Below are 22,114 nucleotides of genomic sequence, written 5' to 3'. Positions count from 1 at the left end.
GTTTTATCCATATGATCCATCTGGTAATTGATTTAGGCTTTTTAGTTATGATTTATGGCTATCGTTTCTTATCCCGTTATTGACGGTTGTTATAACCTAATCGTATACCCTGCATATTGGAGGTAACTCGGCATTTTTTGCTTTGCTACCTGAATTATTTAGGGAAACGATTGAGCGATAGGTTTTAGAACTTTTCCGAGCGAGTGGCTGAACAAATTTGCCCATTTCACTCGATTGTAAGACAAACTCAACGATGAGCGACACTGGGGTTACAGGATAATGACAAAAAAACAGCCGCCATTAACATTGCTGCCAATATCAACTGAGCAATTAGCGCGTTTACAAACTGCGGTCGACGATTTTTCATCTCATCAGCTTGCATGGCTGTCGGGGTATTTATGGGGAATGGTAAACCAAACGGCAGCCACGGATGTGTCTGTGAATGCCCCTGCTGCGGCTCAAGAAACCGTGACAATTATTTCTGCATCGCAAACGGGGAATGCCCGCCGTTTATCGGAACAGCTTAGGGAGCGTTTAGTTGGTGAAAAAATTAATGTCCATTTAGTAAACGCGGGCGACTATAAGTTTAAGCAAATTAACCAAGAAAAAGTGTTGGTTATTGTGGCATCGACTCAAGGAGAAGGGGAGCCAGCAGAAGAGGCGGTTGCGCTTTACAAGTACCTGTTCTCGAAAAAAGCTCCTGATTTATCCCAAACGCAATACGCGGTATTTGCACTGGGCGATTCTTCTTATGAAAAATTTTGCCAAGCAGGCAAAGATTTTGATTCACAACTAGCCTTGTTGGGTGCGAAATCATTATTTGAGCGTATTGATGCGGATGTGGAATACCAATCCATTGCCCATGAATGGGTCGAAAATTTAACCCGTATTTTAAAAGCGCGTGTACCCGCACAAAGCGACAGTCAGTTGTTGTCTGCACAAGCGGGAAGTATGAATGAAATTCACACTTCCCCGTACAGTAAAACCGCGCCATTAACGGCATCGCTGCTCAGTAACCAGAAACTCACCAGCCGAGATTCACAAAAAGACGTGCGGCACATTGAAATTGATTTAGGAGATTCAGGCCTGCGTTATCAACCAGGGGATGCGTTAGGTGTGTGGTTCGATAATGACCCTGCTTTAGTTGATGAGCTGGTGGCATTACTGTGGCTAAAGGGCGACGAAGACGTCTTTATTGGGACTCAACGCCACTCTTTACGTGATGCATTAATTTACCAATTAGAGTTAACGCAAAATACCCCAGTGATTGTGGAAAAATACGCTCAACTTTCTAAAGACGATGCATTGTTATCGCTGATCAGTGATAAGCAAGCCATTTTGCATTACGCACAAAATACGCCAATTGTGGACATGGTGCGCCAAGCGGCATCTCAGCCAAGTGCACAAGAGTTTATTGATTTGCTGCGCCCATTAACGCCTCGTTTATACTCCATTTCATCGTCTCAGTCAGAGGCTGAAGACGAAGTTCATGTCACGGTAGGGGTGGTGCGCTATGACATTGATGGTCGCTTGCGTACTGGGGGCGCATCGGGTTTTTTAGCTGACAGACTCAATGAAGGTGATGAGCTACGTATTTTCATTGAACACAATGATAATTTCCGTTTACCTGCGAACCCAGAAACGCCTGTCATTATGATTGGCCCAGGAACGGGGATTGCTCCATTCCGTGCTTTCTTACAACAACGAGATAACGACGGCGCAACGGGGAAAAACTGGTTGTTTTTTGGTAACCCCCATTTTGTCGATGATTTTTTGTATCAAGTGGAATGGCAGCGCTATGTGAAAGAGGGCTTATTAACGCAAATTTCTTTGGCTTGGTCGCGCGATCAACAACAAAAAATCTATGTACAGGACAAGTTGCGTGAACAAGGGGAAGCGGTGTGGCAATGGCTGCAAGAAGGCGCACATATTTACGTCTGTGGTGATGCAAACCGTATGGCGAAAGATGTTGAACAGGCTTTATTGGATATCATCGGCCAATACGGCAACATGGACATTGAGGCTGCCGATGAATTTTTAAGTGAGCTGCGCGTAATGCGCCGTTATCAGAGGGATGTTTATTAATGAGCAATGAACAGCAACAAAAACCCTTAATCGTCGAAGGCAAGTTAGCCGATAGCGAACGTATGAAGCAAGACAGTAACTATTTGCGCGGTACCATTAAGGAGGACTTAAAAAATGGCTTAACAGGTGGCTTTGATGGGGACAATTTTTTATTAATCCGCTTTCATGGCATGTACCAGCAGGATGATCGTGATATTCGCGCTGAGCGAGCTGAGCAAAAATTAGAGCCTCGCCACGCAATGATGTTGCGCTGTCGCTTACCTGGGGGAATTATCACGCCAAAACAATGGCTTGATATTGATAAATTTGCCTCAGAACACACATTATATGGCAGTGTGCGCATTACAAATCGTCAGACGTTTCAGTTTCATGGCATCCTTAAAGGGGATGTAAAACCTGCCCACCAAATGTTAAGCCATGTTGGCTTGGATGCACTCGCTACGGCAAACGATGTTAACCGTAATGTGTTATGTACATCTAACCCTGTGCAATCAGAATTACATCAGCAAGCGTATGAATGGGCAAAGAAAATTTCTGAGCATCTGCTGCCTCGCACCAGTGCTTACGCCGAAATCTGGCTAGATAAAGAAAAAGTAGTGACCACGGATGAAGAGCCGATTTTAGGCCAAACTTACCTACCACGAAAATTTAAAACCTCAGTCGTCATTCCGCCATTGAACGATGTGGATTTACACGCTAATGACATGAACTTTGTGGCGATTGCTGAAGATGGTGAGTTGATTGGTTTTAATGTGTTAGTGGGCGGCGGGTTAGCAATGACTCACGGGGATACCGCAACATTTCCACGTTTAGCCAGTGAATTTGGTTTTATTCCATTAGACAAAACATTGGCAGTTGCGGAAGCGATTGTCACCACACAGCGTGATTGGGGGAACCGTACTGAGCGTAAAAATGCCAAAACGAAATACACCTTAGAACGCGTGGGTGTTGACACTTTTAAAGCTGAGGTTGAAAAGCGTGCAGGCGTGAATTTTGAGCCGATCCGCCATTATGAATTTACCGAACGCGGTGACAAGATTGGCTGGCTTAAAGGGATAGATGATCGTTGGCACTTAACATTATTTATTGAAAATGGTCGATTAATTGATTTAGCAGATAGGCCGTTGAAAACGGGTGTTGCAGAAATAGCACGTATCCACCAAGGGGATTTTCGCTTAACGGCTAACCAAAATCTCATCGTAGCGGGTGTGCCCGAAAGTGAAAAAGCGACTATTGAAGCCATTGCGAGAGCCCATGGGTTAATGAGCGATGTCATTACACCACAGCGTGAAAATTCCATGGCCTGTGTTTCCTTTCCGACATGCCCTCTGGCAATGGCGGAAGCCGAACGCTTTTTACCCGAGTTTACGACCCATGTTGAGAATATTATGGCAGCACACCATGTGGCAGATGAGCACATCGTTTTGCGTATCACAGGTTGCCCAAATGGGTGTGGAAGAGCGATGCTGGCGGAAGTCGGGTTAGTGGGGAAAGCGTTAGATAGGTATAACTTACACCTTGGTGGCAACCGCATTGGGACTCGTATTCCTCGTATGTATCGTGAAAATATTAGCAGCGCAGAAATTTTATCCATCCTTGATGATCTTATTGGCGATTGGGCGAAAAACCGCTTAGCACAAGAGGGGTTTGGTGATTTTCTGATCCGTACTGAGGTTGTGAAGCCTGTGCTAAATTCTGCTGTGGATTTCTATGAGGTTAAGGAGGCGGTATGAGCCGACTTCAGCTTGCAGACGTTATTGGGTTAGATAAAGCGCAGCAAACGGAGTATTTGTCTGAGTTTAATACTCAATTGGAAAATAAGACTGCGCAGCTGCGCATTGAATGGGCAGTTGAAAATTTACCCATACAATTTGTGTTGTCATCCAGTTTTGGTATTCAAGCAGCACTTACCTTACATATGGTGACGCAAGTATTACCTGAAATCCCTGTGATATTGACGGATACAGGTTATCTTTTTCCTGAAACCTATCAATTTATTGAGCAATTAACGGAGAGATTACACCTGAATTTACAGGTTTATCGCGCGAAACAAACACCCGCTTGGCAAGAAGCAATTCATGGGCAGCTTTGGACGCAAGGTATTGAAGGGATAGAACATTATAACCAATTGAACAAAGTGGAGCCCATGGAAAGAGCTTTACATGAACTACAGGCGCAGAGCTGGTTTTCAGGGTTAAGGCGAGAGCAATCTGCAAGCCGTGCAAATTTATCTGTGCTTGGCATAGGCAAAGGGATTTTTAAAATTCTACCCGTGATTGATTGGAATAATAAGCAAGTCTATGAATACCTAACAAAGCATAACTTGCCTTACCATCCGTTGTGGGAGAAGGGATATTTATCTGTTGGGGATACTCATACAACCCGCAAATGGGAAGCGGGCATGAATGAGGAAGATACGCGTTTCTTTGGCCTAAAGAGGGAGTGTGGGCTTCATGAAAACTAAATACTCGTCATCCCCGTCATATTTCAAACTGCAGCGTTGTTGTCTGCGCTCAGCTACCTTAGTCACATACTTGTGTATGTTCCTAGCGACTCATTTACTTATCGCCTAGGGACAACATGAATTATTTAGAGTATTGGTTATTTGTAACCCAAGCTATAGTTTTAGTTTAGAGTCTAAATAGTGATGGATTTAATAAAATATTTGTTTAATTACAAAGGGATGTTTATATCTAAAAAATAGATATTCCTTAATTTTTATAAATTTACTTTAAAAATAAAGTTTAAGTTAAGTTTTGTCTATTTGGTGTTTTTGGTCTCTATTTGTTGCTAATTAATGAGTATTTGGCTTATTCCTTTCTGTTACAAGTCATATTTTTTTAGCATTTCAAACCTTAACTTTTACGCCATATAGTCAATTTTATGTTTCATATAATTTGTTTGTATAACGATGGGTGAGCAAGATGGATTATTTACCGTTATTTGTCGATGTACGTACGCGCAAAGTGGTGTTAATTGGCGGCGGTGTAGTGGCCGCGCGCAAGGCCGAATTGCTCATCAAAGCACAGGCTAAGCTTGTGGTGATCTCCCCGTCGTTATGTCCTCAATTACAAACACAGCATCAGCAAGGCCACTTTGAGTGGTTGGCGCAAGAGTACCTTTCTTCGCTGTTGGATGATGCTTTTTTAGTGATTGCAGCAACGGATGACGCGCTCCTCAATGAAACCGTGTTTTACGATGCCAATGAGCGCAAAATTTTTGTCAACGTGGTTGATGACCAGCCGTTGTGTTCGTTTATCGTGCCTTCGATTATCGACCGCTCGCCTGTGATTGTGGCGATATCTTCTGGTGGAACCGCCCCTGTGTTGGCGCGTTTACTTAGAGAAAAATTGGAAACCATGCTGCCATTATCGTTAGGCAAGATGGCCGAAATCGCAGGGCGTTGGCGCGGTAAAGTCAAAGAGACGTTGAGTAATATGCGAGAAAGAAAGCGTTTCTGGGAAAAAAGTTTTAGTGGGCGCTTTGCCTCTTTGGTGGAAAAAGGCCAGTTAAGCGAAGCGGAACAACAGCTTGAACGCCAGCTTTATGAGCAAGATAACCGTGGAGAATTGGTTTTAGTCGGTGCAGGCCCCGGTGATGCAGGACTGCTTACATTAAAAGGGCTGAGAGTATTACAAAGCGCGGAAGTGGTTTTATACGACCATTTGGTGAGCGAGGAGATCCTCGAATTAGTACGCCGTGATGCTGACAAAATTTGTGTGGGTAAACGGGCGGGCAATCACAGTGTTTCTCAAGAAGAAACCAATGAAATGATCGTGAAATTTGCTCAGCAAGGTAAAAAAGTGGTGAGATTAAAAGGCGGCGATCCGTTTGTTTTCGGTCGTGGCGGTGAGGAATTACAAGTTGCCGCAAAAGCAGGGATCCCTTTCCAAGTGGTGCCAGGTGTAACCGCTGCAATCGGCGCGACGGCTTATGCAGGAATTCCTCTCACTCACCGAGAACACTCGCAAAGCATCACGTTTATTACTGGACATTGCCGTGAAAATGGCGCGGATCTGGATTGGAAGGCATTGGCTCGCGGTCAGCAAACATTAGCGATTTATATGGGCACCGTAAAAGCGGCCAATATCAGTGAGCAATTGATTAAATTTGGTCGCGCGAGTGACACCCCTGTCGCCGTTGTGGGGAGTGGGACACGACGAGACCAAAAAGTGGTAACAGGTCAATTGCATGACCTCGAGGCACTTGCCAAACAAGCACCCGCACCTGCATTGATTGTGATTGGCGAGGTTACAGCATTACACAATGAGCTCGCATGGTTTGGTTCGCAAACAGAAGATATCCGCTGGCGTAGCGCTGTGCTGGAACTGGCTTAATGATGGAGATTGTCGTGAACGAGAAAAAATTGACCCACTTGCAGCAGTTAGAGGCTGAAAGTATTCATATTATTCGTGAAGTTGCCGCTGAGTTCGCAAACCCTGTGATGCTGTATTCCATCGGTAAAGACTCTTCTGTGATGTTGCATTTAGCGCGCAAAGCTTTCTATCCTGGGAAATTACCTTTTCCATTGTTACATGTGGATACAGGGTGGAAATTCCGCGAAATGTATGAGTTTCGTGATGCTACCGCACAAAAATACGGTTTTGAATTATTGATTCACCGTAACCCTGAAGGGGAAAAGTTGGGAATTAACCCCTTTGTACATGGCAGTGCAAAGCACACGGATATCATGAAAACGGAAGGATTGAAACAAGCACTTGATAAATACGGTTTTGATGCGGCTTTTGGTGGCGCGCGGCGTGACGAAGAAAAATCCCGAGCAAAAGAGCGGATCTACTCATTTAGAGACCGATCTCATCGTTGGGATCCAAAAAACCAGCGCCCTGAACTTTGGCACAATTATAACGGTCAGATCAACAAGGGGGAAAGTATTCGCGTATTCCCACTTTCGAATTGGACAGAGTTGGATATTTGGCAGTATATCTACTTGGAGAATATCGATATTGTTCCGCTGTATTTTGCGAAAGAGCGCCCGGTGATCCAGCGAAATGGTACTTTGCTAATGGTGGATGATGACCGAATTGATTTTAAAGTCGGAGAGGTGATCAGTCAACAGCAAGTACGTTTTCGAACGTTAGGCTGCTGGCCGCTAACTGGCGCGGTTGAGTCTCAAGCCCAAACATTGCCTGAAATCATTGAAGAAATGTTGATTTCGACCACGAGTGAGCGACAAGGGCGGTTAATCGATAGTGACCAGTCTGCATCTATGGAGCTTAAAAAGCGCCAAGGTTACTTTTAATTCGCAAGATAAGGAGCAAATTATGGCACAAGCCGTTTATAACGAATCAATCGCGCTGCAAATTGAGCAGCAAGGTGGCGTGGAACCTTACTTACTTGCGCAACAGCAAAAAGGACTTTTGCGTTTTTTAACCTGTGGCAATGTGGATGATGGGAAAAGTACATTAATTGGTCGTTTATTGCACGATACTCGCCAAATTTACCAAGATCAGCTCACAACACTGCAAAGCGATAGTAAGCGAATGGGCACCCAAGGGGAAAAGCTTGATCTCGCCCTGTTGGTGGATGGCCTTGCTGCGGAACGTGAGCAAGGGATCACCATCGATGTGGCATATCGCTATTTTTCGACAGAAAAGCGCAAATTTATCATCGCAGATACCCCAGGACATGAGCAATATACCCGCAATATGGCGACAGGCGCATCAACTTGCTCACTTTCTATTTTGTTGATCGATGCTCGAAAAGGCGTGCAAGAGCAAACTCGCCGCCACAGTTTTATTAGTACATTGCTGGGGATCCGTCATTTAATTGTTGCGGTGAATAAGATGGATCTGGTGGAGTACAGTGAAGCTGTATTCGACAAAATTAAACAGGATTACCAACAGTTTGCTACTGAATTACCCGTCGAGCTGAATGTTTGGTTTGTACCGATTTCAGCCCTTGATGGTGACAATATTGTTAACCCGAGTGAGCAACTACCTTGGTATCAAGGGGAAACGTTATTGTCTATTTTAGAAAATGTGCAGGTTGAGCAAAAAGCCTCAGAGCAAGCGTTGCGTTTTCCTGTGCAATATGTGAATAGACCCAATTTAGATTTTCGTGGTTACAGCGGCACACTGTCGTCAGGCATTGTTCAAGTTGGACAAGCAATTAAAGTGCTGCCATCGGGGGCAACGGCCAAAATTAAGGAAATAGTGACATTTTCGGGCTTACAGGATTTCGCCGTACCTGGTGAAGCCATCACGTTGGTGTTGGATGATGAAATCGATATTAGCCGCGGCGATTTGATTGTCGCAGAAAACGAAAACTTGCAAACCACGCAACATGCGTCGATTGATGTGGTGTGGATGGCGGAACAACCCCTTGTTCAAGGCCAGCAATTAGATATTAAAATTGCAGGAAAACGCAGCCGAGGGAAAGTTGAAAATATTCAATATCAAGTGGATGTGAATAACCTCACACAAAAAGTGGCAACGGAATTACCGTTAAATGGCATTGGTTTAGTGGAGTTTTCATTTGATGAGCCATTATTATTGGAAAACTACCAACGCAATGCGGACACGGGGGGCATGATTTTTATCGACAGGCTGACGAATGTGACTGTGGGGGCTGGACTCGTGCGAGAAGCACAGGAGCCAATTTTTGAGTCAACGGGGGAATTTAGTGAATTTGAAATTGAGCTTAACCAGCTGATTCGCCGGCATTTTCCTCATTGGGGGGCTCGGGACGTACTGGGTGGAAAATAAACCAATGACTCAAGATAACAATATTGTATGGCATCAACATGTGGTCACGCGCCCTTTACGGGAAAGTAATAATGGTCATAAAGGGGCCGTCTTGTGGTTTACTGGGCTATCTGGGTCGGGTAAATCGACACTCGCGGGCGCCATTGAACACCAGCTGGCCTCTATTGGCGTGAAAACCTATTTATTGGATGGCGATAATATTCGCCATGGGTTATGTCGTGACCTTGGTTTTAGTGAGGCTGACAGGCAAGAAAATATTCGGCGAGTGGGTGAAGTTGCTAAACTAATGGTGGATGCGGGGTTAGTTGTAGCAACGGCGTTTATTTCGCCTTTTCAATCGGATCGGCAAAGTGTTCGTGAATTATTCGAACCAAACCAATTTTTTGAGTTATACGTTGATACGCCAGTGTATGTGTGTGAGCAACGTGACCCGAAAGGGTTATATCAACAAGCACGAGAAGGGAAAATTAAACAGTTTACAGGGATTGACTCCCCTTATGAAACACCCTTAAGCCCTGAATTACGGCTTGACGGGCAGCAACCTATCTCCGATTCTCTTTCTCATATTATTGCGCTATTACTGCGCAATAATATCATTCAAATGGATTATTAATGCCACTTAGCTATTATCTTAAATCACATATCTTGATCTTTAGTGATAAAATAAGGTGATAGTTAAGGGGTACAAATCCGATTTATTCTGACTTTTTAATATAATTTTTTGTCACAGTAGCGCGATTCGCTGAGTTATGGGATGATTAGCACATCATTTCAGGGGGCAAGATGGGTAAATTAACGCTACTATTAATCGCGATATTAGCATGGTTGCAGTATTCCTTATGGTTAGGCAAGAATGGCATACATGATTATGTCCAAGTTAAAGACGATGTTGCCGCACAGGAAATTGTTAACTCGCGCTTGAAAATGCGTAATGAACAATTATTTGCTGAAATTAATGACCTCAATGATGGTCAAGATGCAATTGAAGAACGTGCGCGTAGCGAGCTTGGTATGATTAAACCAGGTGAGTCTTTCTATCGCATGGTAAAAGAAAGCAGCAACCAGAAATCTGCTCAATAATATGAAACCTAAAACAATGAGCCCATTTGCCTGATAATTTCTGATGTAAGAACCAAATAATGACAAATCCAAGTGTTGCCCCACAAATTGTTGCACTGATCCCTGCAGCAGGTATTGGCAGTCGTATGAATGCTGATTGCCCTAAGCAGTATTTACCCGTCGCGGGCAAAACGATTATCGAACATACTATTGATGCATTGTTAGCGAATAATACCGTCAATACGGTGGTGATCGCACTTAGCGCCGATGATGATTATTTCCAGCAGCTTGATATTGCGAAAGACCCTAGGGTGACGGTAGTTACGGGTGGAAAAGAGCGTGCCGATTCTGTTTTGGCAGGGCTTAATTACCTTACATCACAACCCGATTATCATGATTGTTGGGTACTGGTGCATGATGCGGCAAGGCCTTGCCTCCACCAACAAGATCTCAACAACATTATTCAATTAGCAACGGAACAAGGTTGCTGTGGTGGTATTCTTGCCGCCCCTGTGCGTGACACAATGAAACGTAGTGTAAAAACCTCAGTATTCATTGACCACACGGTTGAACGTGAGGCGCTATGGCACGCATTGACCCCTCAATTTTTTCCGTTGGAACTCTTACGGAACTGTCTAAGTAAAGCCTTGAAAGAGAACGCCGTGATCACCGATGAAGCCTCAGCACTTGAGTATTGTGGCTATCAACCTGTTCTCGTGGCAGGCCGAGCGGATAACTTAAAAGTGACGCAGCCTGAAGACCTCGCGCTGGCGGAGTTTTATCTTTCAAGAATGAATAACTAAGGAAAAACAATGAGAATCGGACACGGTTTTGACGTACACAAATTTGGTGGCGAAGGCCCTATCGTAATTGGCGGCGTGCGTATTCCCTACGAGCAAGGTTTGCTGGCTCATTCAGATGGTGATGTGGTGTTACATGCGTTAACGGACGCTATTTTAGGCGCTGCGGCATTGGGGGATATCGGAAAATTATTCCCCGATACTGACCCTGCATTTAAAGGGGCGGATAGCCGTGTTTTATTAAGGGAAGCCTTTTGCCACGTGCGTGCTAAAGGCTATCGTATTGGTAATATCGATATCACCATTATGGCGCAAGCCCCGAAAATGCTGCCTCATATTCCACAAATGCGTGTGAATATTGCTGAAGATTTAGAATGTCATATGGATGACGTGAATGCAAAAGCGACAACAACAGAGCAATTAGGTTTTGTGGGTCGTAAAGAAGGCATCGCGTGTGCCGCCGTTGTCCTTTTAGTGAAAGATAATAGTAATGAAAGCAATGAATGTTCAGTACCTGCATGGTAAACCTCTTTCTTCAGGGACATTAAAAAGTATTCCTGAAGATTTTATTGTTAAAGAAGATCTAGGCTTCGAGTTAGATGGCGAAGGCGAGCACGTGATGGTGCGCGTGGAAAAAACAGGCTGCAATACGCTGTTTGTGGCAGAGCAACTTGCCAAATTTGCCAAAATTTCAGCCCGTGTTGTTAGCTATGCAGGTTTAAAAGACAGACATGCGGTGACCGAACAGTGGTTTTGTTTGCAAATGCCAGGCAAAGACACACCTGATTTCTCAGCGTGGCAATTAGAAGGTTGCCGCGTGCTTGCTGTGACGCGACAAAAGCGTAAATTACGTATTGGTTCCCTGAAAGGAAATCAATTTGAAATCACGCTGCGTGATATTTCTAATGCCAATGATGTTGAGCAGCGTATGCAAAAAATCGCCACTTCGGGTGTGCCAAACTACTTTGGTGAGCAGCGTTTTGGGCGTGATGGACAAAATTTAACACAAGCTTTGCGCTGGGCTAACCAAGAAATTCAAGTTCGCGAACGCAATAAACGCAGTTTTTATTTGTCTGCGGCACGCAGTGCGATGTTTAATCATGTGGCGAGCGAGCGAATTGCCCAAGGAATCCAGCAGCAAGTGCTGTTAGGTGATGCCTTGCAATTAACGGGGCGTGGTAGTTGGTTTGTGGCAACACAAGAAGAACTTCCATCATTGCAAAGCCGTTTGCTATCATCAGAGTTGAGTGTTACCGCACCTTTACCTGGAGATGGTGAGTTAGGTACACAAGATGACGCACTGGCATTCGAAACGGCATGTTTAACAGAATATCAAGCCGTTATCCCACTGATGCAACGCGAACGCGTTTCTCCAGTTAGGCGTGCGATTATTGCTAAACCGCAAAATTTTTCATGGCAATGGTTAGATGATTCGACAGTAAAATTGGCGTTTTTCTTGAACTCAGGTTGTTTTGCTACTAGCGTGGTACGAGAAATTATTAATCAGAATGGGCAGGATAATGTCGATGCTAAAGATTTTATTGAGTAATGACGATGGTGTAAATGCTCCAGGAATTCAAACGCTTGCGGCAGCGCTACGCCAATATTATCATGTTCAAGTAATTGCGCCTGATCGTAATCGCAGTGGTGCGTCTAATGCACTTACATTAGATAGACCGCTAAAAATTCAAACGTTAAGTAACGGCGATCTTTCTGTCCAAGAAGGAACGCCGACTGACTGTGTCTATATTGGCGTGAATAAAGTCGTTCGTCCGCGCCCTGATATTGTGGTATCGGGGATTAACTGTGGCCCTAATTTGGGTGATGACGTGATTTATTCAGGTACGGTGGCAGCAGCAACGGAAGGCCGTCATTTAGGGTTGCCGTCGATTGCCGTTTCGCTAGATGGTGAAATTCATTATGAAACGGCGGCAAAAGTGACTTGTGATATTCTCTCGATGTTACAAAAGAACCCATTACGAGCAGGAAATATCTTGAATATCAATGTACCTGATATCCCTTATGAAAAAATTAAGGGTATCAAAGTCACGCGTTGTGGTAGCCGCCACGCGGCATCGGAAGTGTATAATCTTGAAGACCCTAAAGGAAATATGCTGTACTGGTTAGGGCCTGTCGGGGAAATTCGCGATGCAGGGCCAGGGACAGACTTTGAAGCCGTTCAAAATGGTTATGTTTCCATTACGCCATTACAGGTCGACTTAACGGCGTATAAAGCGCACACATTGGTCGAAGAGTGGTTGGAAAAATCAGGAGTGACAGTAAAATGAAAACAGGGCTCATGAAAGAACTTTTGGCACAGTTACGCCAACAGGGAATTCACGATGAGCGCCTATTGGATGCTATTTCACAGGTTCCTCGTGAACGGTTTGTGGACGAAGCGCTCTCACATAAAGCCTACGATAATATCCCGTTACCAATTGGTCATGGGCAAACTATTTCACAGCCGTATATTGTGGCAAAAATGACGGCGTTATTGTCGTTAGCACCGAATGATAATGTGCTGGAAATCGGTACAGGTTCGGGGTACCAAACTGCGGTATTGGCGCATCTTGCACACCATGTGTTCTCGGTTGAGCGTGTTAAAAGTCTGCAATGGACAGCTAAACGTCGGCTTAAACAGCTGGATCTGCATAATGTGTCTACTCGCCATGGTGACGGCTGGGAAGGGTGGCAATCCAAAGGCCCATTTGATGCCATTATTGTTACAGCAGCACCAACAGAAATTCCGACTCTGTTGTTAGGACAATTAAAAGATGGTGGTCGAATGGTATTACCTGTTGGGGATAAAGAGCAATCCCTGAAGTTAATTACTCGACGGGGAAATGATTATCATGCAAACGTCATTGAAAAAGTACGTTTTGTGCCTCTTATTGCGGGTGAACTGCTTTAATTTATTTGCAATGGTATTTCTGCATTATAAAACGGATTGATTTTTTATAATGATGTTAAATAAAATGCCATTGCAAAAGTTTTACTAACTCAAATAGAAGTAAAACCATTCCAAATATGATATTTTACCCATCTAAAATTGAATCAGTGGCTTAAACTATTAAGTCATAATCTCAAATTGTTATCTTTTTGATATATTTAACTTGTTCACTATTTTGTATTTCTGCTTTAATAAGTGAAATATTTTATGGTAACTCTATTACTGACATAAAACTGAATTGTCGCGTCAGATTTTTCTTCACGGGAGAAGAAGCATGAAAATTGTTAGCCCTATAAGCAGAATTCGATGGGCAGTCATCTTTTCATTTAGCGGAGCGCTATTGGCAGGGTGTTCTACGCCATATCATCCAGCAGCACCTATTTCGAGTGTGAATGATAGCCAATCGCGTCAGCCAGTGGCTCAAAGGACAACATCTACTGCGTCAAACAGCACAGGGATGAGTACGGCAATGCCATCATCACGTCCAAACTTATCGAGTAATACGAATAATCAGCCGATAAACCGTACGTCGACGCCTGTAAATACAAGCAGCGATGGTCGTATTGTTTATAACCGTGATTATGGCAGTATTCCAAAAGGCAGTTATAGTGGGAATAGTTATACTGTTCAGCGTGGCGATACGTTATTTTATATCGCGTATATAACGGGTAATGATTTCCGCGAGTTAGCATCGAAAAACAATATACCTGAACCATACAGCTTAAATGTCGGTCAGGTAATTAATATTGGTAATACAAATGTGAACTCGAGCACGCAATTGGCGTCAAATTCATCAAATAGTCATCAGCAACCAGTTGATCTCCGAACAACTAATGAGTATCCTGCAAACAGTGGTGGTCAAACTTCGGGTAAGATGTTGCCGAATAATAGAAAACCTGCAACGCAAGTTTCTACAACAACGAATACGACTACTGCATCAACTGCTTCTACAGCAGCAAGTGGCACAAATAATTCGTCAATAAAATGGCGTTGGCCAGCAGAAGGGAAAATGATTGAAGGTTTCTCTGATGCCCAAGGCGGGAACAAAGGGGTGGATATTGCCGGTTCCCGAGGTCAATCTGTGCTCGCTTCTGCGCCAGGAAAAGTCGTTTACGCAGGTAATGCTTTGCGTGGATATGGAAATCTAATAATTATAAAACATAACGATGACTACTTGAGTGCTTACGCACACAACGATACGTTGCTTGTGCGCGATCAACAGGATGTAACTGAAGGTCAGAAAATAGCTACTATGGGTAGTACTGGTACAAGTTCAGTTAGACTACACTTTGAAATTCGTTACAAGGGAAAATCAGTAAACCCGTTGCGTTATTTACCGCAACGATAAACTGGGCAGAATGCTTTGACATTCTGTCCGCATTATCTAGGGTAGGAGTCACTGATGAGCCAAAGTTCGCTGAAAGTTAACGAGTTATATAATGACCTTGACGAAAGCAATTTAGACGACGCTTTTGATGAGAGTCAGTTTAAAGAAGAAGATCTGGTTTCTGAACAGGATGAAGAAATGGATTTACTCCAGAACACGAGTCAACGTGTTCTGGATGCTACCCAAATCTATCTAAGTGAAATTGGATTTTCACCACTCCTCACAGCAGAAGAAGAAGTTTTCTATGCTAGACGTGCACTGCGTGGCGATGTAGCTTCACGCCAGCGCATGATAGAAAGTAACCTTCGCTTAGTTGTGAAAATATCTCGCCGTTATAATAACCGAGGCCTTGCTTTACTCGATCTGATTGAAGAGGGTAACCTTGGGTTGATTCGTGCTGTTGAAAAATTTGATCCAGAAAAAGGATTCCGTTTTTCGACGTATGCGACGTGGTGGATCCGTCAAACGATTGAACGCGCCATTATGAATCAAACTCGCACCATTCGCCTTCCTATTCATATCGTAAAAGAACTCAATATCTATCTTCGTACTGCACGTGAATTAGCCCAAAAATTGGACCATGAGCCAAGCCCTGAAGAGATCGCTGAACAGCTAGATAAACCTGTTGAAGACGTCAGCCGTATGTTGCGTTTAAATGAACGAATTACATCTGTTGACACTCCAATTGCAGGGGACTCAGAGAAATCTTTGCTTGAGGTATTGTCTGATGATAATGATTCAGGCCCAGAAAATACAATTCAAGACAACGACTTAAAAGATAATATTGTTAAGTGGTTATATGAATTGAACCCAAAACAAAGGGAGGTTTTAGCACGTCGTTTTGGGCTTTTAGGTTATGAAGCAGAAACTCTTGAAGAGGTTGGGCGCGAAATTGGGCTCACTCGTGAACGAGTTCGTCAGATTCAGGTGGAAGGTTTAAGACGGTTAAAAGATATTTTACATGGCGAAGAACTGACATTAGAGTCGCTATTCAATATGTAGAGTGTTAATGAGATAAAAGATAAATAAGAATCCCTATAAGTGAAAGTTTATAGGGATTTTTTTATGACTAGACATAGCGTTAATTAATGGGAACACCGCTATGAAATTTAAAATCATTATCAGGCGTTGAAATTAATTCAGCTTCAATGATTCCAAAATAATTAACACGCTCAGTAATATCTTGTTTACTAATTAACTGAGCTAACTGCAAATAGTCTTGGTAATGTCGAGCTTCTGAGCGTAATAATGAAATATAAAAATTAGCCAGTTGTTCATCTAAATAAGGCGCTAATTTTGCAAACCGTTCACAAGAACGTGCTTCAATATAAGCACCAATAATCAGCTTATCGACTAAGGTTTTTGGATCGTGCGGATCGATATGGCTAAATAATCCTTTGGCATAACGGCCTGCAGTGATGCCATCATAAGGAATATTACGCTCGTGCATGATTTCCAACACTTGGTAAAAATGATGTAACTCTTCCTTGATGAGCAGCACCATTTTATCGATTAAATTTTGGCTATAAGGTGATTGTTTACGCGCCAGTATCTGTTTGGAAATCTGGTTTTTATTTCTTAAAGTGTGAACATCACCAATTCTATCGTAAGCAAAAGCCTCATAGGGTTTAAACCATTCGAGTAACGTAGCCGCACTGTCTTTATCCACGGCATATTTACGGATTAAAAATAGAGCACTTTGCGCGGCTTTTAACTCACACAATAAGTGGTCTTTAAGGATAATCGGTAAGTTTTCAGGCTGACTCGCTTTTTGCACCCATTCATCTGGGGTTTCACACTGTAAAAATTGCCGAATTGGTGCGAGTAACACCGCATACTCATCCATGTTAGTTATTCATATCCTTTAAACGATAAATCCAATCAAGGGCTTGGCGAGGTGTCAGCTTATCTGGGTCAATGCCATCCAGTGTGGTTAACACTGGAGAGGGTTCCGCCTCTTCCGTTGTTAAGAAACTCAGTTGTGCGCTATCGACATGACTCGCATTGGCATTATTCGAGATAATCTCTAGCTCTTTTAGTTTTTGCTTGGCGCGTTTAATCACCTCTTTAGGCACACCTGCTAACGACGCAACGGCAAGGCCATAGCTTTTACTGGCTGCACCTTCTTGAACATTGTGCATAAAGGCGATGGTATCACCGTGCTCAATGGCATCAAGATGGATATTTACGGCGCCTTCCAGTTTTTCAGGTAAGGTTGTCAGTTCAAAATAATGGGTTGCGAACAATGTCATTGCTTTGATTTTATTGACTAAGTTTTCAGCACAAGCCCATGCAAGAGAAAGCCCGTCATACGTTGAGGTACCACGACCGATCTCATCCATCAAGACCAAGCTGTGTTCGGTTGCATTATGCAAAATATTGGCTGTTTCAGTCATTTCCACCATGAATGTTGAACGACCAGAAGCAAGATCATCCGAGGCACCTACACGAGTAAAAATACGATCAATTGGGCCAATAACCGCTTTGCTAGCGGGCACAAAGCTACCGATATAGGCAAGCAAGGTAATCAGCGCAGTTTGACGCATATAGGTACTTTTACCGCCCATGTTTGGCCCTGTAATGATCAACAAACGGCGCTGTGGAGATAATGAAAGCGGGTTGGAAATAAACGGCTCACTTAATACTTGTTCAACGACTGGATGGCGGCCTTCTGTAATCTGAATACCTGCTTTTTCAGTGAGTTGTGGGCAGGCATAACCTAATGTTTCTGCGCGTTCAGCAAGGTTGGCTAAGACATCGAGTTCTGATAATGCCTCTGCACTGGTTTGTAACGCAGCAAGGTGTGGAAGTAGCATATCAAACAGTTCGTCATATAGCGCTTTTTCGATGGCTAATGCTTTCCCTTTAGAGGTTAGAACCTTATCTTCATACTCTTTGAGCTCAGGAATAATGTAGCGTTCAGCATTTTTTAAGGTTTGGCGACGTACATAGTGAATTGGCGTGAGATGACTTTGGCCGCGGCTGACTTGGATATAATAACCATGAACCGCGTTATAACCAACTTTTAATGTGTCGATACCTAATTTTTCGCGCTCGCGAATTTCTAATCGGTCGAGGTAATCTGTCGCGCCATCGGCCAAAGCACGCCATTCATCGAGTTCGCTATTGTAACCAGGGGCAATCACACCACCGTCACGTACTAATACAGGGGGAGCATCGATAATTGCGGTTTCCAATAAACTTTGCAGTTCATCAAATTGCCCAATTCGGCTTTGTAGTTCTTTTAAATACGGGCTACTGGATTGGCTAAGAATTTGATGTATATCGCTATATTGCTGGAATGCATAACGCATACGAGTTAAATCACGTGGTCGCGCAGAACGCAGTGCAAGGCGAGCAAGAACGCGTTCTAAGTCACCAATTTGGCGTAAAAACGGTTGTAATTCAAAACCGTGTTCCTGCAAAGCGCTAATTGCTTGCTGGCGGTTATTCAATACTTGGATATTACGCAGTGGGGTATGTAACCAGCGTTTTAGCATGCGGCTACCCATTGGTGTTACGCACATGTCTAAAATAGAGGCGAGTGTATTTTCAGTGCCACCCGCAAGGTTTTGGGTGATTTCTAGATTACGGCGTGTTGCCGCATCCAAAATGACATTATCATTTTGTTTTTCCATCACAATACTGCGAATATGTGGTAGCGAAGTGCGTTGGGTATCTTTGACATACTGCAGCAAACAACCTGCAGCACGTAGGGCTTTATGGGCATTCTCTACGCCAAAACCGATTAAATCTTTGGTGCCAAATTGCAATCCAAGCTGTTGTTTTGCCGTATCCAGTTCATATTCCCATAATGGACGGCGACGTAAGCCTTTATTATGTTCAATCAAGGACATACTGGCGAAATCTTCTGGGTACAAAAGCTCTGCAGGGCGCGTACGCTGTAACTCGGCTTGCAGGGTTTCTTCATCAGAAATTTCGCTGATAATAAAGCGGCCTGACGTGATGTCTAGTGTGGCAAAGCCGTAGCCTTGAGCATCTTGCCATACTGCGGCGAGTAGATTGTCTTGGCGTTCATTTAATAATGCTTCATCGGTGATGGTGCCTGGTGTGACAATGCGTACCACTTGGCGCTCAACGGGGCCTTTACTGGTTGCTGGGTCGCCAATTTGTTCGCAAATCGCGACAGATTCGCCCATTTGCACCAGTTTGGCGAGGTAACCTTCGGCAGCATGGTGTGGTACACCCGCCATCGGAATGGGTTGACCCGCAGATTGCCCGCGTTTTGTTAGGGAGATATCCAGTAATTGTGAGGCTTTTTTAGCATCATCAAAGAACAGTTCGTAAAAGTCCCCCATACGATAAAACAGCAGTATGTCTGAATGTTGTGCTTTTAGTTTTAAATACTGCTGCATCATTGGTGTGTGGGATTCGAAGCTTTGCTTATCAGTCATAGTGTTGTCTGTTCTAGCGTATTGAGTTAACGAAGTTCTGTGAGCGAGTTTAACGTTCACTAAAGGGTATAAAATACCACAGATCCCATCAAATGAGAGTAGGCAAACGTGTTACGCATGGATTTATCTATGGTATTACGCCAAAGTGATAGAGGGCAACTTGAGTTTGGTGATAAAGAGTCTGAAATGTGTCGTTGTCTATTTAGACATTTATGACTCGCGTGCTATTCTTGCTAGAGTTTACTGTTCTAAATTTACATACTGATCAAATTAGCGTCATTAATATTAAACCACGATGATAAAATGCACTATTGCCCGTTTGAAGTGAGGCTACAATGAAAAAGAATGAATTAATTCAAGCAACAAAACCGACACGTATTCAAATTATTCGTGCAGTGACAACGTCTACAGCGATTGAAATAGGGCAGGAGCCTCGTCGTCTTGAGGAAGAATTGAAAACGAAACGTGAAAAGTTTGGACATTTGAAATTAGCAATTTAATTTGTTTTTAAGGCTTCGTTAATCCAATATTTCATTGGTTCATAATTAAGGTTTATCCCTGCATGGATTGCAGCAATATATTGCTCAGGATGACAGAACCAACTTTCATAATTTAGTGTTTGTAAGCCATTTTGTACGGCCATCACATCAGCGAGTAAGCGCGATAAGCGCCCATTTCCTTCCCTAAACGGATGAATCAGAATCAATTCCACATGCACTGTTGCAATAGCTTCTATGGTTTGCTCACGGCTCATATTTGTACATGGCGTATATTTCTTTAGGTACTCTTTCTCGAATTGTTCGAGTAACTTTGCAACACGACCCGCAGGGGCAAACATAAAGCCACTCTTGCTAATATTCACCGTGCGTAACTGACCTGCCCACTCGTAAACATTCCCTAGCCATTGGTGGTGCCAGCGCTGGATAAGTGATACGGTGATTTGTTCTGTTGGAAATTGTTCTTCGAAAATGACTTGATACAGTTTTTCTAACAGGACTATCTCTGCATCATTGATATCATCAATGCTTGAAAGTCTTAGCTTATTCGCCAATACCTCATAATCAGAATCTATGGTAAATTTCCCTTCATTATTAGATACCTCGTATTTGTTCATCTTATATTTTCCATTCTTCAGATTGTTAGGTTAAATGGAACTAGAATTAATTATAAAGCAAATGATTAGCTTTGATTGGCGTGCTACGCATGGATTTATCTATGGTATTACGCCAAGGTGATAGAGGGCAACTTGAGTTTGGTGATAAAGTGTCTGAAATGTGTGGGCATTACTTGTTTGTGTGCGAAAATAAGTTTAACGACGTTGAGCAGGTGAAAAAACGCCCCTTAATTTAAGAGGCGTTTTTTGTTATTGCATCGATTTTTTCAGTTTTTCAACTTGTTCGGCGGTAACGGGCTTGCCTTGACCACCCCATTCAGCACGTGCCCATGAAAGCAAATCGGCGATTTCTTTTGGGTCTAAATCATCGGCAAAGCTTGGCATGGCGTACATGCGTTGCCCATTAGGGAATGTGGTGGTAGGAATACCCGTTAATACTACGCTAATAAAAGTTTCAGGGCTGTCCATCGCTAAAATGGCATTGCCTTTGAGGGCGGGAATACCATTCGGTACGCCTTCACCTGTAATGCCGTGGCAACCCGCACAAGTGGACATATACATCAAGCGACCCGTTTCCATTGTTGCGCCAATATCCGCGGTAGGTTGGGGACTGGCTTCTGGTAATGGAGCAGGTGGTGCTTTAGCGCCTAACACCTTTCCTTGCTTGTCCGTCATTAAGTAAATCGCCATGTCATCCACATCGCTTTTCTTCATTTGGCTGGTGGAAAAATGCGTCACGGTACTCATATCGGCAAAGGCTGAGCCTTGAGGGGCATTACCTGTCAGTAAAAACTGGCTCAAAGACGCAGTGTCATAGCCATGTTTAGATAACGCTTGTGCGGTGATATCTGGAATTGCAAGACCCGCTTCTTCCCCCCCTTGTAATGAGCGAGAAAATTCTACGCCCATCATCAGGTTACGTGGTGAGTGGCAGGCTCCGCAGTGGGCGAGACCTTCCACAATATATGCACCTCGGTTCCATTGCTCAGAGCGTTGTGGATCGTGTGGGGCATTTTGTTTCGGAAAATTAAGTAGCGTCCAAAAGTTCATAAACGGGCGAACAGGTAAAACAAATACGCCTGTATTCTCTTTGTTGGCCACGGCCATTGGCGGCAAGGTCATCACATACGCATACAGTGCATCAATATCTTCTGAGGTTGTCATATGTGTGAAAACAAACGGCATTGCAGGGTAGAGGTTGCCCCTTTCTTTGCCAATGCCATCTTTAAGCGCGCGATGGAAATCGGCACGCGTATAGTTACCGATACCGAATTGTTTATCAGGGGTGATATTAGTGGAATAAATGGTACCAAACGGTGTTCCGATAGCCCGTCCACCAGCGGCTAGAGGCCCCTCAGGTAAAGAGTGGCAACCAAAACAATCCCCTGCAATAGCCAGTTCTTGCCCGCGAGGTATTAACCTTGCGACTTCTTCCGAGGTGAGTGGTTTGTCTAAGTCAGGGCCAATGCTGGAGGTACGAAATGCACCAAACAGGATTGAAAGCATCAGTGCAGCAAATAGTACAATGATGATATAGAGCGTTTTACGTATGGAACGAGAGTTAGTCATCGTCGTTCTC

At 43.7% G+C, this 22,114-nt stretch carries 21 protein-coding genes; 17 read left to right on the top strand and 4 right to left on the bottom strand.

The window, feature by feature from the left end; genetic code table 11:
- The first annotated feature begins 279 nt into the window (after window positions 1-279).
- The 15 genes from cysJ (at window position 280) to rpoS (ending at window position 16,008) form a co-directional block, all read left to right on the top strand.
- The gene (gene cysJ, locus AABS66_RS16570) at window positions 280-2,085 is read left to right on the top strand and encodes an NADPH-dependent assimilatory sulfite reductase flavoprotein subunit (RefSeq protein ID WP_430225190.1); all 1,806 of its coding nucleotides are present in this window, start codon (window positions 280-282) and stop codon (window positions 2,083-2,085) included.
- Window positions 2,085-3,818 (top strand): assimilatory sulfite reductase (NADPH) hemoprotein subunit, encoded by a 1,734-nt coding sequence (gene cysI, locus AABS66_RS16565; RefSeq protein ID WP_206086868.1) that lies wholly within the window; start codon window positions 2,085-2,087, stop codon window positions 3,816-3,818. Before cysJ ends, cysI begins: the two co-directional genes overlap by 1 nt.
- On the top strand, window positions 3,815-4,549 hold the full coding sequence (locus AABS66_RS16560) for a phosphoadenylyl-sulfate reductase (protein ID WP_272574268.1): 735 nt from the start codon (window positions 3,815-3,817) through the stop codon (window positions 4,547-4,549). The genes cysI and AABS66_RS16560 overlap by 4 nt, the downstream gene beginning before the upstream one ends.
- 460 nt (window positions 4,550-5,009) lie before the next feature.
- Window positions 5,010-6,422: a siroheme synthase CysG gene (gene cysG / locus AABS66_RS16555; RefSeq protein ID WP_430225189.1), complete on the top strand. Its 1,413-nt coding sequence runs from the start codon at window positions 5,010-5,012 to the stop codon at window positions 6,420-6,422.
- A gap of 14 nt (window positions 6,423-6,436) precedes the next feature.
- A complete protein-coding gene (cysD, locus tag AABS66_RS16550) occupies window positions 6,437-7,345 on the top strand; it encodes a sulfate adenylyltransferase subunit CysD (RefSeq protein ID WP_430225188.1) in 909 nt (302 codons plus the stop codon).
- Between the two features lie 22 nt (window positions 7,346-7,367).
- The gene (cysN, locus tag AABS66_RS16545) at window positions 7,368-8,810 is read left to right on the top strand and encodes a sulfate adenylyltransferase subunit CysN (RefSeq protein ID WP_206086864.1); all 1,443 of its coding nucleotides are present in this window, start codon (window positions 7,368-7,370) and stop codon (window positions 8,808-8,810) included.
- 4 nt (window positions 8,811-8,814) lie between these two features.
- Window positions 8,815-9,423, top strand: a complete 609-nt coding sequence (cysC, locus tag AABS66_RS16540) for an adenylyl-sulfate kinase (RefSeq protein ID WP_206086879.1) — start codon at window positions 8,815-8,817, stop codon at window positions 9,421-9,423.
- Between the two features lie 170 nt (window positions 9,424-9,593).
- Window positions 9,594-9,890, top strand: a complete 297-nt coding sequence (gene ftsB / locus AABS66_RS16535) for a cell division protein FtsB (protein ID WP_047757167.1) — start codon at window positions 9,594-9,596, stop codon at window positions 9,888-9,890.
- A gap of 59 nt (window positions 9,891-9,949) precedes the next feature.
- Window positions 9,950-10,672 (top strand): 2-C-methyl-D-erythritol 4-phosphate cytidylyltransferase, encoded by a 723-nt coding sequence (ispD, locus tag AABS66_RS16530; RefSeq protein WP_206086863.1) that lies wholly within the window; start codon window positions 9,950-9,952, stop codon window positions 10,670-10,672.
- Between the two features lie 9 nt (window positions 10,673-10,681).
- Window positions 10,682-11,194, top strand: coding sequence for a 2-C-methyl-D-erythritol 2,4-cyclodiphosphate synthase (ispF, locus tag AABS66_RS16525; RefSeq protein WP_206086862.1), 513 nt, complete (start codon window positions 10,682-10,684; stop codon window positions 11,192-11,194).
- Window positions 11,160-12,218, top strand: a complete 1,059-nt coding sequence (gene truD, locus AABS66_RS16520) for a tRNA pseudouridine(13) synthase TruD (protein WP_206086861.1) — start codon at window positions 11,160-11,162, stop codon at window positions 12,216-12,218. The genes ispF and truD overlap by 35 nt, the downstream gene beginning before the upstream one ends.
- Window positions 12,196-12,957 carry a 5'/3'-nucleotidase SurE gene (gene surE, locus AABS66_RS16515; RefSeq protein ID WP_206086860.1) on the top strand — a complete coding sequence of 254 codons (762 nt, stop codon included), beginning with the start codon at window positions 12,196-12,198 and terminating at the stop codon, window positions 12,955-12,957. Before truD ends, surE begins: the two co-directional genes overlap by 23 nt.
- Window positions 12,954-13,580, top strand: coding sequence for a protein-L-isoaspartate(D-aspartate) O-methyltransferase (locus AABS66_RS16510; RefSeq protein WP_206086859.1), 627 nt, complete (start codon window positions 12,954-12,956; stop codon window positions 13,578-13,580). The genes surE and AABS66_RS16510 overlap by 4 nt, the downstream gene beginning before the upstream one ends.
- 313 nt (window positions 13,581-13,893) lie before the next feature.
- Window positions 13,894-14,967, top strand: a complete 1,074-nt coding sequence (gene nlpD / locus AABS66_RS16505) for a murein hydrolase activator NlpD (RefSeq protein ID WP_206086858.1) — start codon at window positions 13,894-13,896, stop codon at window positions 14,965-14,967.
- Window positions 14,968-15,021: 54 nt separating this feature from the next.
- Window positions 15,022-16,008, top strand: coding sequence for an RNA polymerase sigma factor RpoS (gene rpoS, locus AABS66_RS16500; protein ID WP_206086857.1), 987 nt, complete (start codon window positions 15,022-15,024; stop codon window positions 16,006-16,008).
- A 79-nt stretch (window positions 16,009-16,087) separates the two neighbouring features.
- Here rpoS and miaE read toward each other — a convergent pair whose 3' ends face one another.
- The gene (gene miaE / locus AABS66_RS16495; protein WP_206086856.1) at window positions 16,088-16,852 is read right to left on the bottom strand and encodes a tRNA isopentenyl-2-thiomethyl-A-37 hydroxylase MiaE; all 765 of its coding nucleotides are present in this window, start codon (window positions 16,850-16,852) and stop codon (window positions 16,088-16,090) included.
- 1 nt (window position 16,853) lies between these two features.
- Window positions 16,854-19,421 (bottom strand): DNA mismatch repair protein MutS, encoded by a 2,568-nt coding sequence (gene mutS, locus AABS66_RS16490; RefSeq protein WP_206086855.1) that lies wholly within the window; start codon window positions 19,419-19,421, stop codon window positions 16,854-16,856.
- 335 nt (window positions 19,422-19,756) lie between these two features.
- Between mutS and AABS66_RS16485 the strand changes: the two genes are divergently transcribed.
- Window positions 19,757-19,921 (top strand): hypothetical protein, encoded by a 165-nt coding sequence (locus tag AABS66_RS16485; protein WP_206086854.1) that lies wholly within the window; start codon window positions 19,757-19,759, stop codon window positions 19,919-19,921.
- Here AABS66_RS16485 and AABS66_RS16480 read toward each other — a convergent pair.
- Window positions 19,918-20,535, bottom strand: a complete 618-nt coding sequence (locus AABS66_RS16480; RefSeq protein WP_430225187.1) for a Fic/DOC family protein — start codon at window positions 20,533-20,535, stop codon at window positions 19,918-19,920. The genes AABS66_RS16485 and AABS66_RS16480 overlap by 4 nt on opposite strands.
- An 89-nt stretch (window positions 20,536-20,624) precedes the next feature.
- On the opposite strand from AABS66_RS16480, the gene AABS66_RS16475 reads away from it, so the two are divergent.
- Entirely contained in the window at window positions 20,625-20,771 is a 147-nt protein-coding gene (locus tag AABS66_RS16475; protein WP_430225186.1) for a hypothetical protein, read from the top strand.
- Between the two features lie 13 nt (window positions 20,772-20,784).
- Here the strand turns inward: AABS66_RS16475 and AABS66_RS16470 are convergent, their stop codons facing one another.
- A complete protein-coding gene (locus tag AABS66_RS16470; protein WP_430225185.1) occupies window positions 20,785-22,104 on the bottom strand; it encodes a cytochrome c in 1,320 nt (439 codons plus the stop codon).
- Window positions 22,105-22,114: the final 10 nt, after the last annotated feature.

The sequence above is a fragment of the Providencia sp. SP181 genome (assembly GCF_050446505.1).
In the GTDB taxonomy this organism is placed as follows: domain Bacteria; phylum Pseudomonadota; class Gammaproteobacteria; order Enterobacterales; family Enterobacteriaceae; genus Providencia; species Providencia vermicola.
The sequence above is the reverse complement of the archived record's forward strand: the minus strand, read 5'-3'. Positions and strand labels throughout refer to the sequence as shown.

What these genes read in the sequence shown, in the direction of transcription:
- rpoS (WP_206086857.1), top strand. Translation starts at nt 15,022, where the DNA reads ATGAGCCAAAGTTCGCTGAAAGTTAACGAGTTATATAATGACCTTGAC.
- cysJ (WP_430225190.1), top strand. Translation starts at nt 280, where the DNA reads ATGACAAAAAAACAGCCGCCATTAACATTGCTGCCAATATCAACTGAG.
- cysI (WP_206086868.1), top strand. Translation starts at nt 2,085, where the DNA reads ATGAGCAATGAACAGCAACAAAAACCCTTAATCGTCGAAGGCAAGTTA.
- AABS66_RS16480 (WP_430225187.1), bottom strand. Translation starts at nt 20,535, where the DNA reads ATGAACAAATACGAGGTATCTAATAATGAAGGGAAATTTACCATAGAT.
- truD (WP_206086861.1), top strand. Translation starts at nt 11,160, where the DNA reads ATGAAAGCAATGAATGTTCAGTACCTGCATGGTAAACCTCTTTCTTCA.
- miaE (WP_206086856.1), bottom strand. Translation starts at nt 16,852, where the DNA reads ATGGATGAGTATGCGGTGTTACTCGCACCAATTCGGCAATTTTTACAG.
- mutS (WP_206086855.1), bottom strand. Translation starts at nt 19,421, where the DNA reads ATGACTGATAAGCAAAGCTTCGAATCCCACACACCAATGATGCAGCAG.
- AABS66_RS16510 (WP_206086859.1), top strand. Translation starts at nt 12,954, where the DNA reads ATGAAAACAGGGCTCATGAAAGAACTTTTGGCACAGTTACGCCAACAG.
- ispD (WP_206086863.1), top strand. Translation starts at nt 9,950, where the DNA reads ATGACAAATCCAAGTGTTGCCCCACAAATTGTTGCACTGATCCCTGCA.
- nlpD (WP_206086858.1), top strand. Translation starts at nt 13,894, where the DNA reads ATGAAAATTGTTAGCCCTATAAGCAGAATTCGATGGGCAGTCATCTTT.
- cysC (WP_206086879.1), top strand. Translation starts at nt 8,815, where the DNA reads ATGACTCAAGATAACAATATTGTATGGCATCAACATGTGGTCACGCGC.
- surE (WP_206086860.1), top strand. Translation starts at nt 12,196, where the DNA reads ATGCTAAAGATTTTATTGAGTAATGACGATGGTGTAAATGCTCCAGGA.
- AABS66_RS16560 (WP_272574268.1), top strand. Translation starts at nt 3,815, where the DNA reads ATGAGCCGACTTCAGCTTGCAGACGTTATTGGGTTAGATAAAGCGCAG.
- AABS66_RS16470 (WP_430225185.1), bottom strand. Translation starts at nt 22,104, where the DNA reads ATGACTAACTCTCGTTCCATACGTAAAACGCTCTATATCATCATTGTA.
- ftsB (WP_047757167.1), top strand. Translation starts at nt 9,594, where the DNA reads ATGGGTAAATTAACGCTACTATTAATCGCGATATTAGCATGGTTGCAG.
- AABS66_RS16475 (WP_430225186.1), top strand. Translation starts at nt 20,625, where the DNA reads ATGGATTTATCTATGGTATTACGCCAAGGTGATAGAGGGCAACTTGAG.
- cysN (WP_206086864.1), top strand. Translation starts at nt 7,368, where the DNA reads ATGGCACAAGCCGTTTATAACGAATCAATCGCGCTGCAAATTGAGCAG.
- ispF (WP_206086862.1), top strand. Translation starts at nt 10,682, where the DNA reads ATGAGAATCGGACACGGTTTTGACGTACACAAATTTGGTGGCGAAGGC.
- AABS66_RS16485 (WP_206086854.1), top strand. Translation starts at nt 19,757, where the DNA reads ATGAAAAAGAATGAATTAATTCAAGCAACAAAACCGACACGTATTCAA.
- cysG (WP_430225189.1), top strand. Translation starts at nt 5,010, where the DNA reads ATGGATTATTTACCGTTATTTGTCGATGTACGTACGCGCAAAGTGGTG.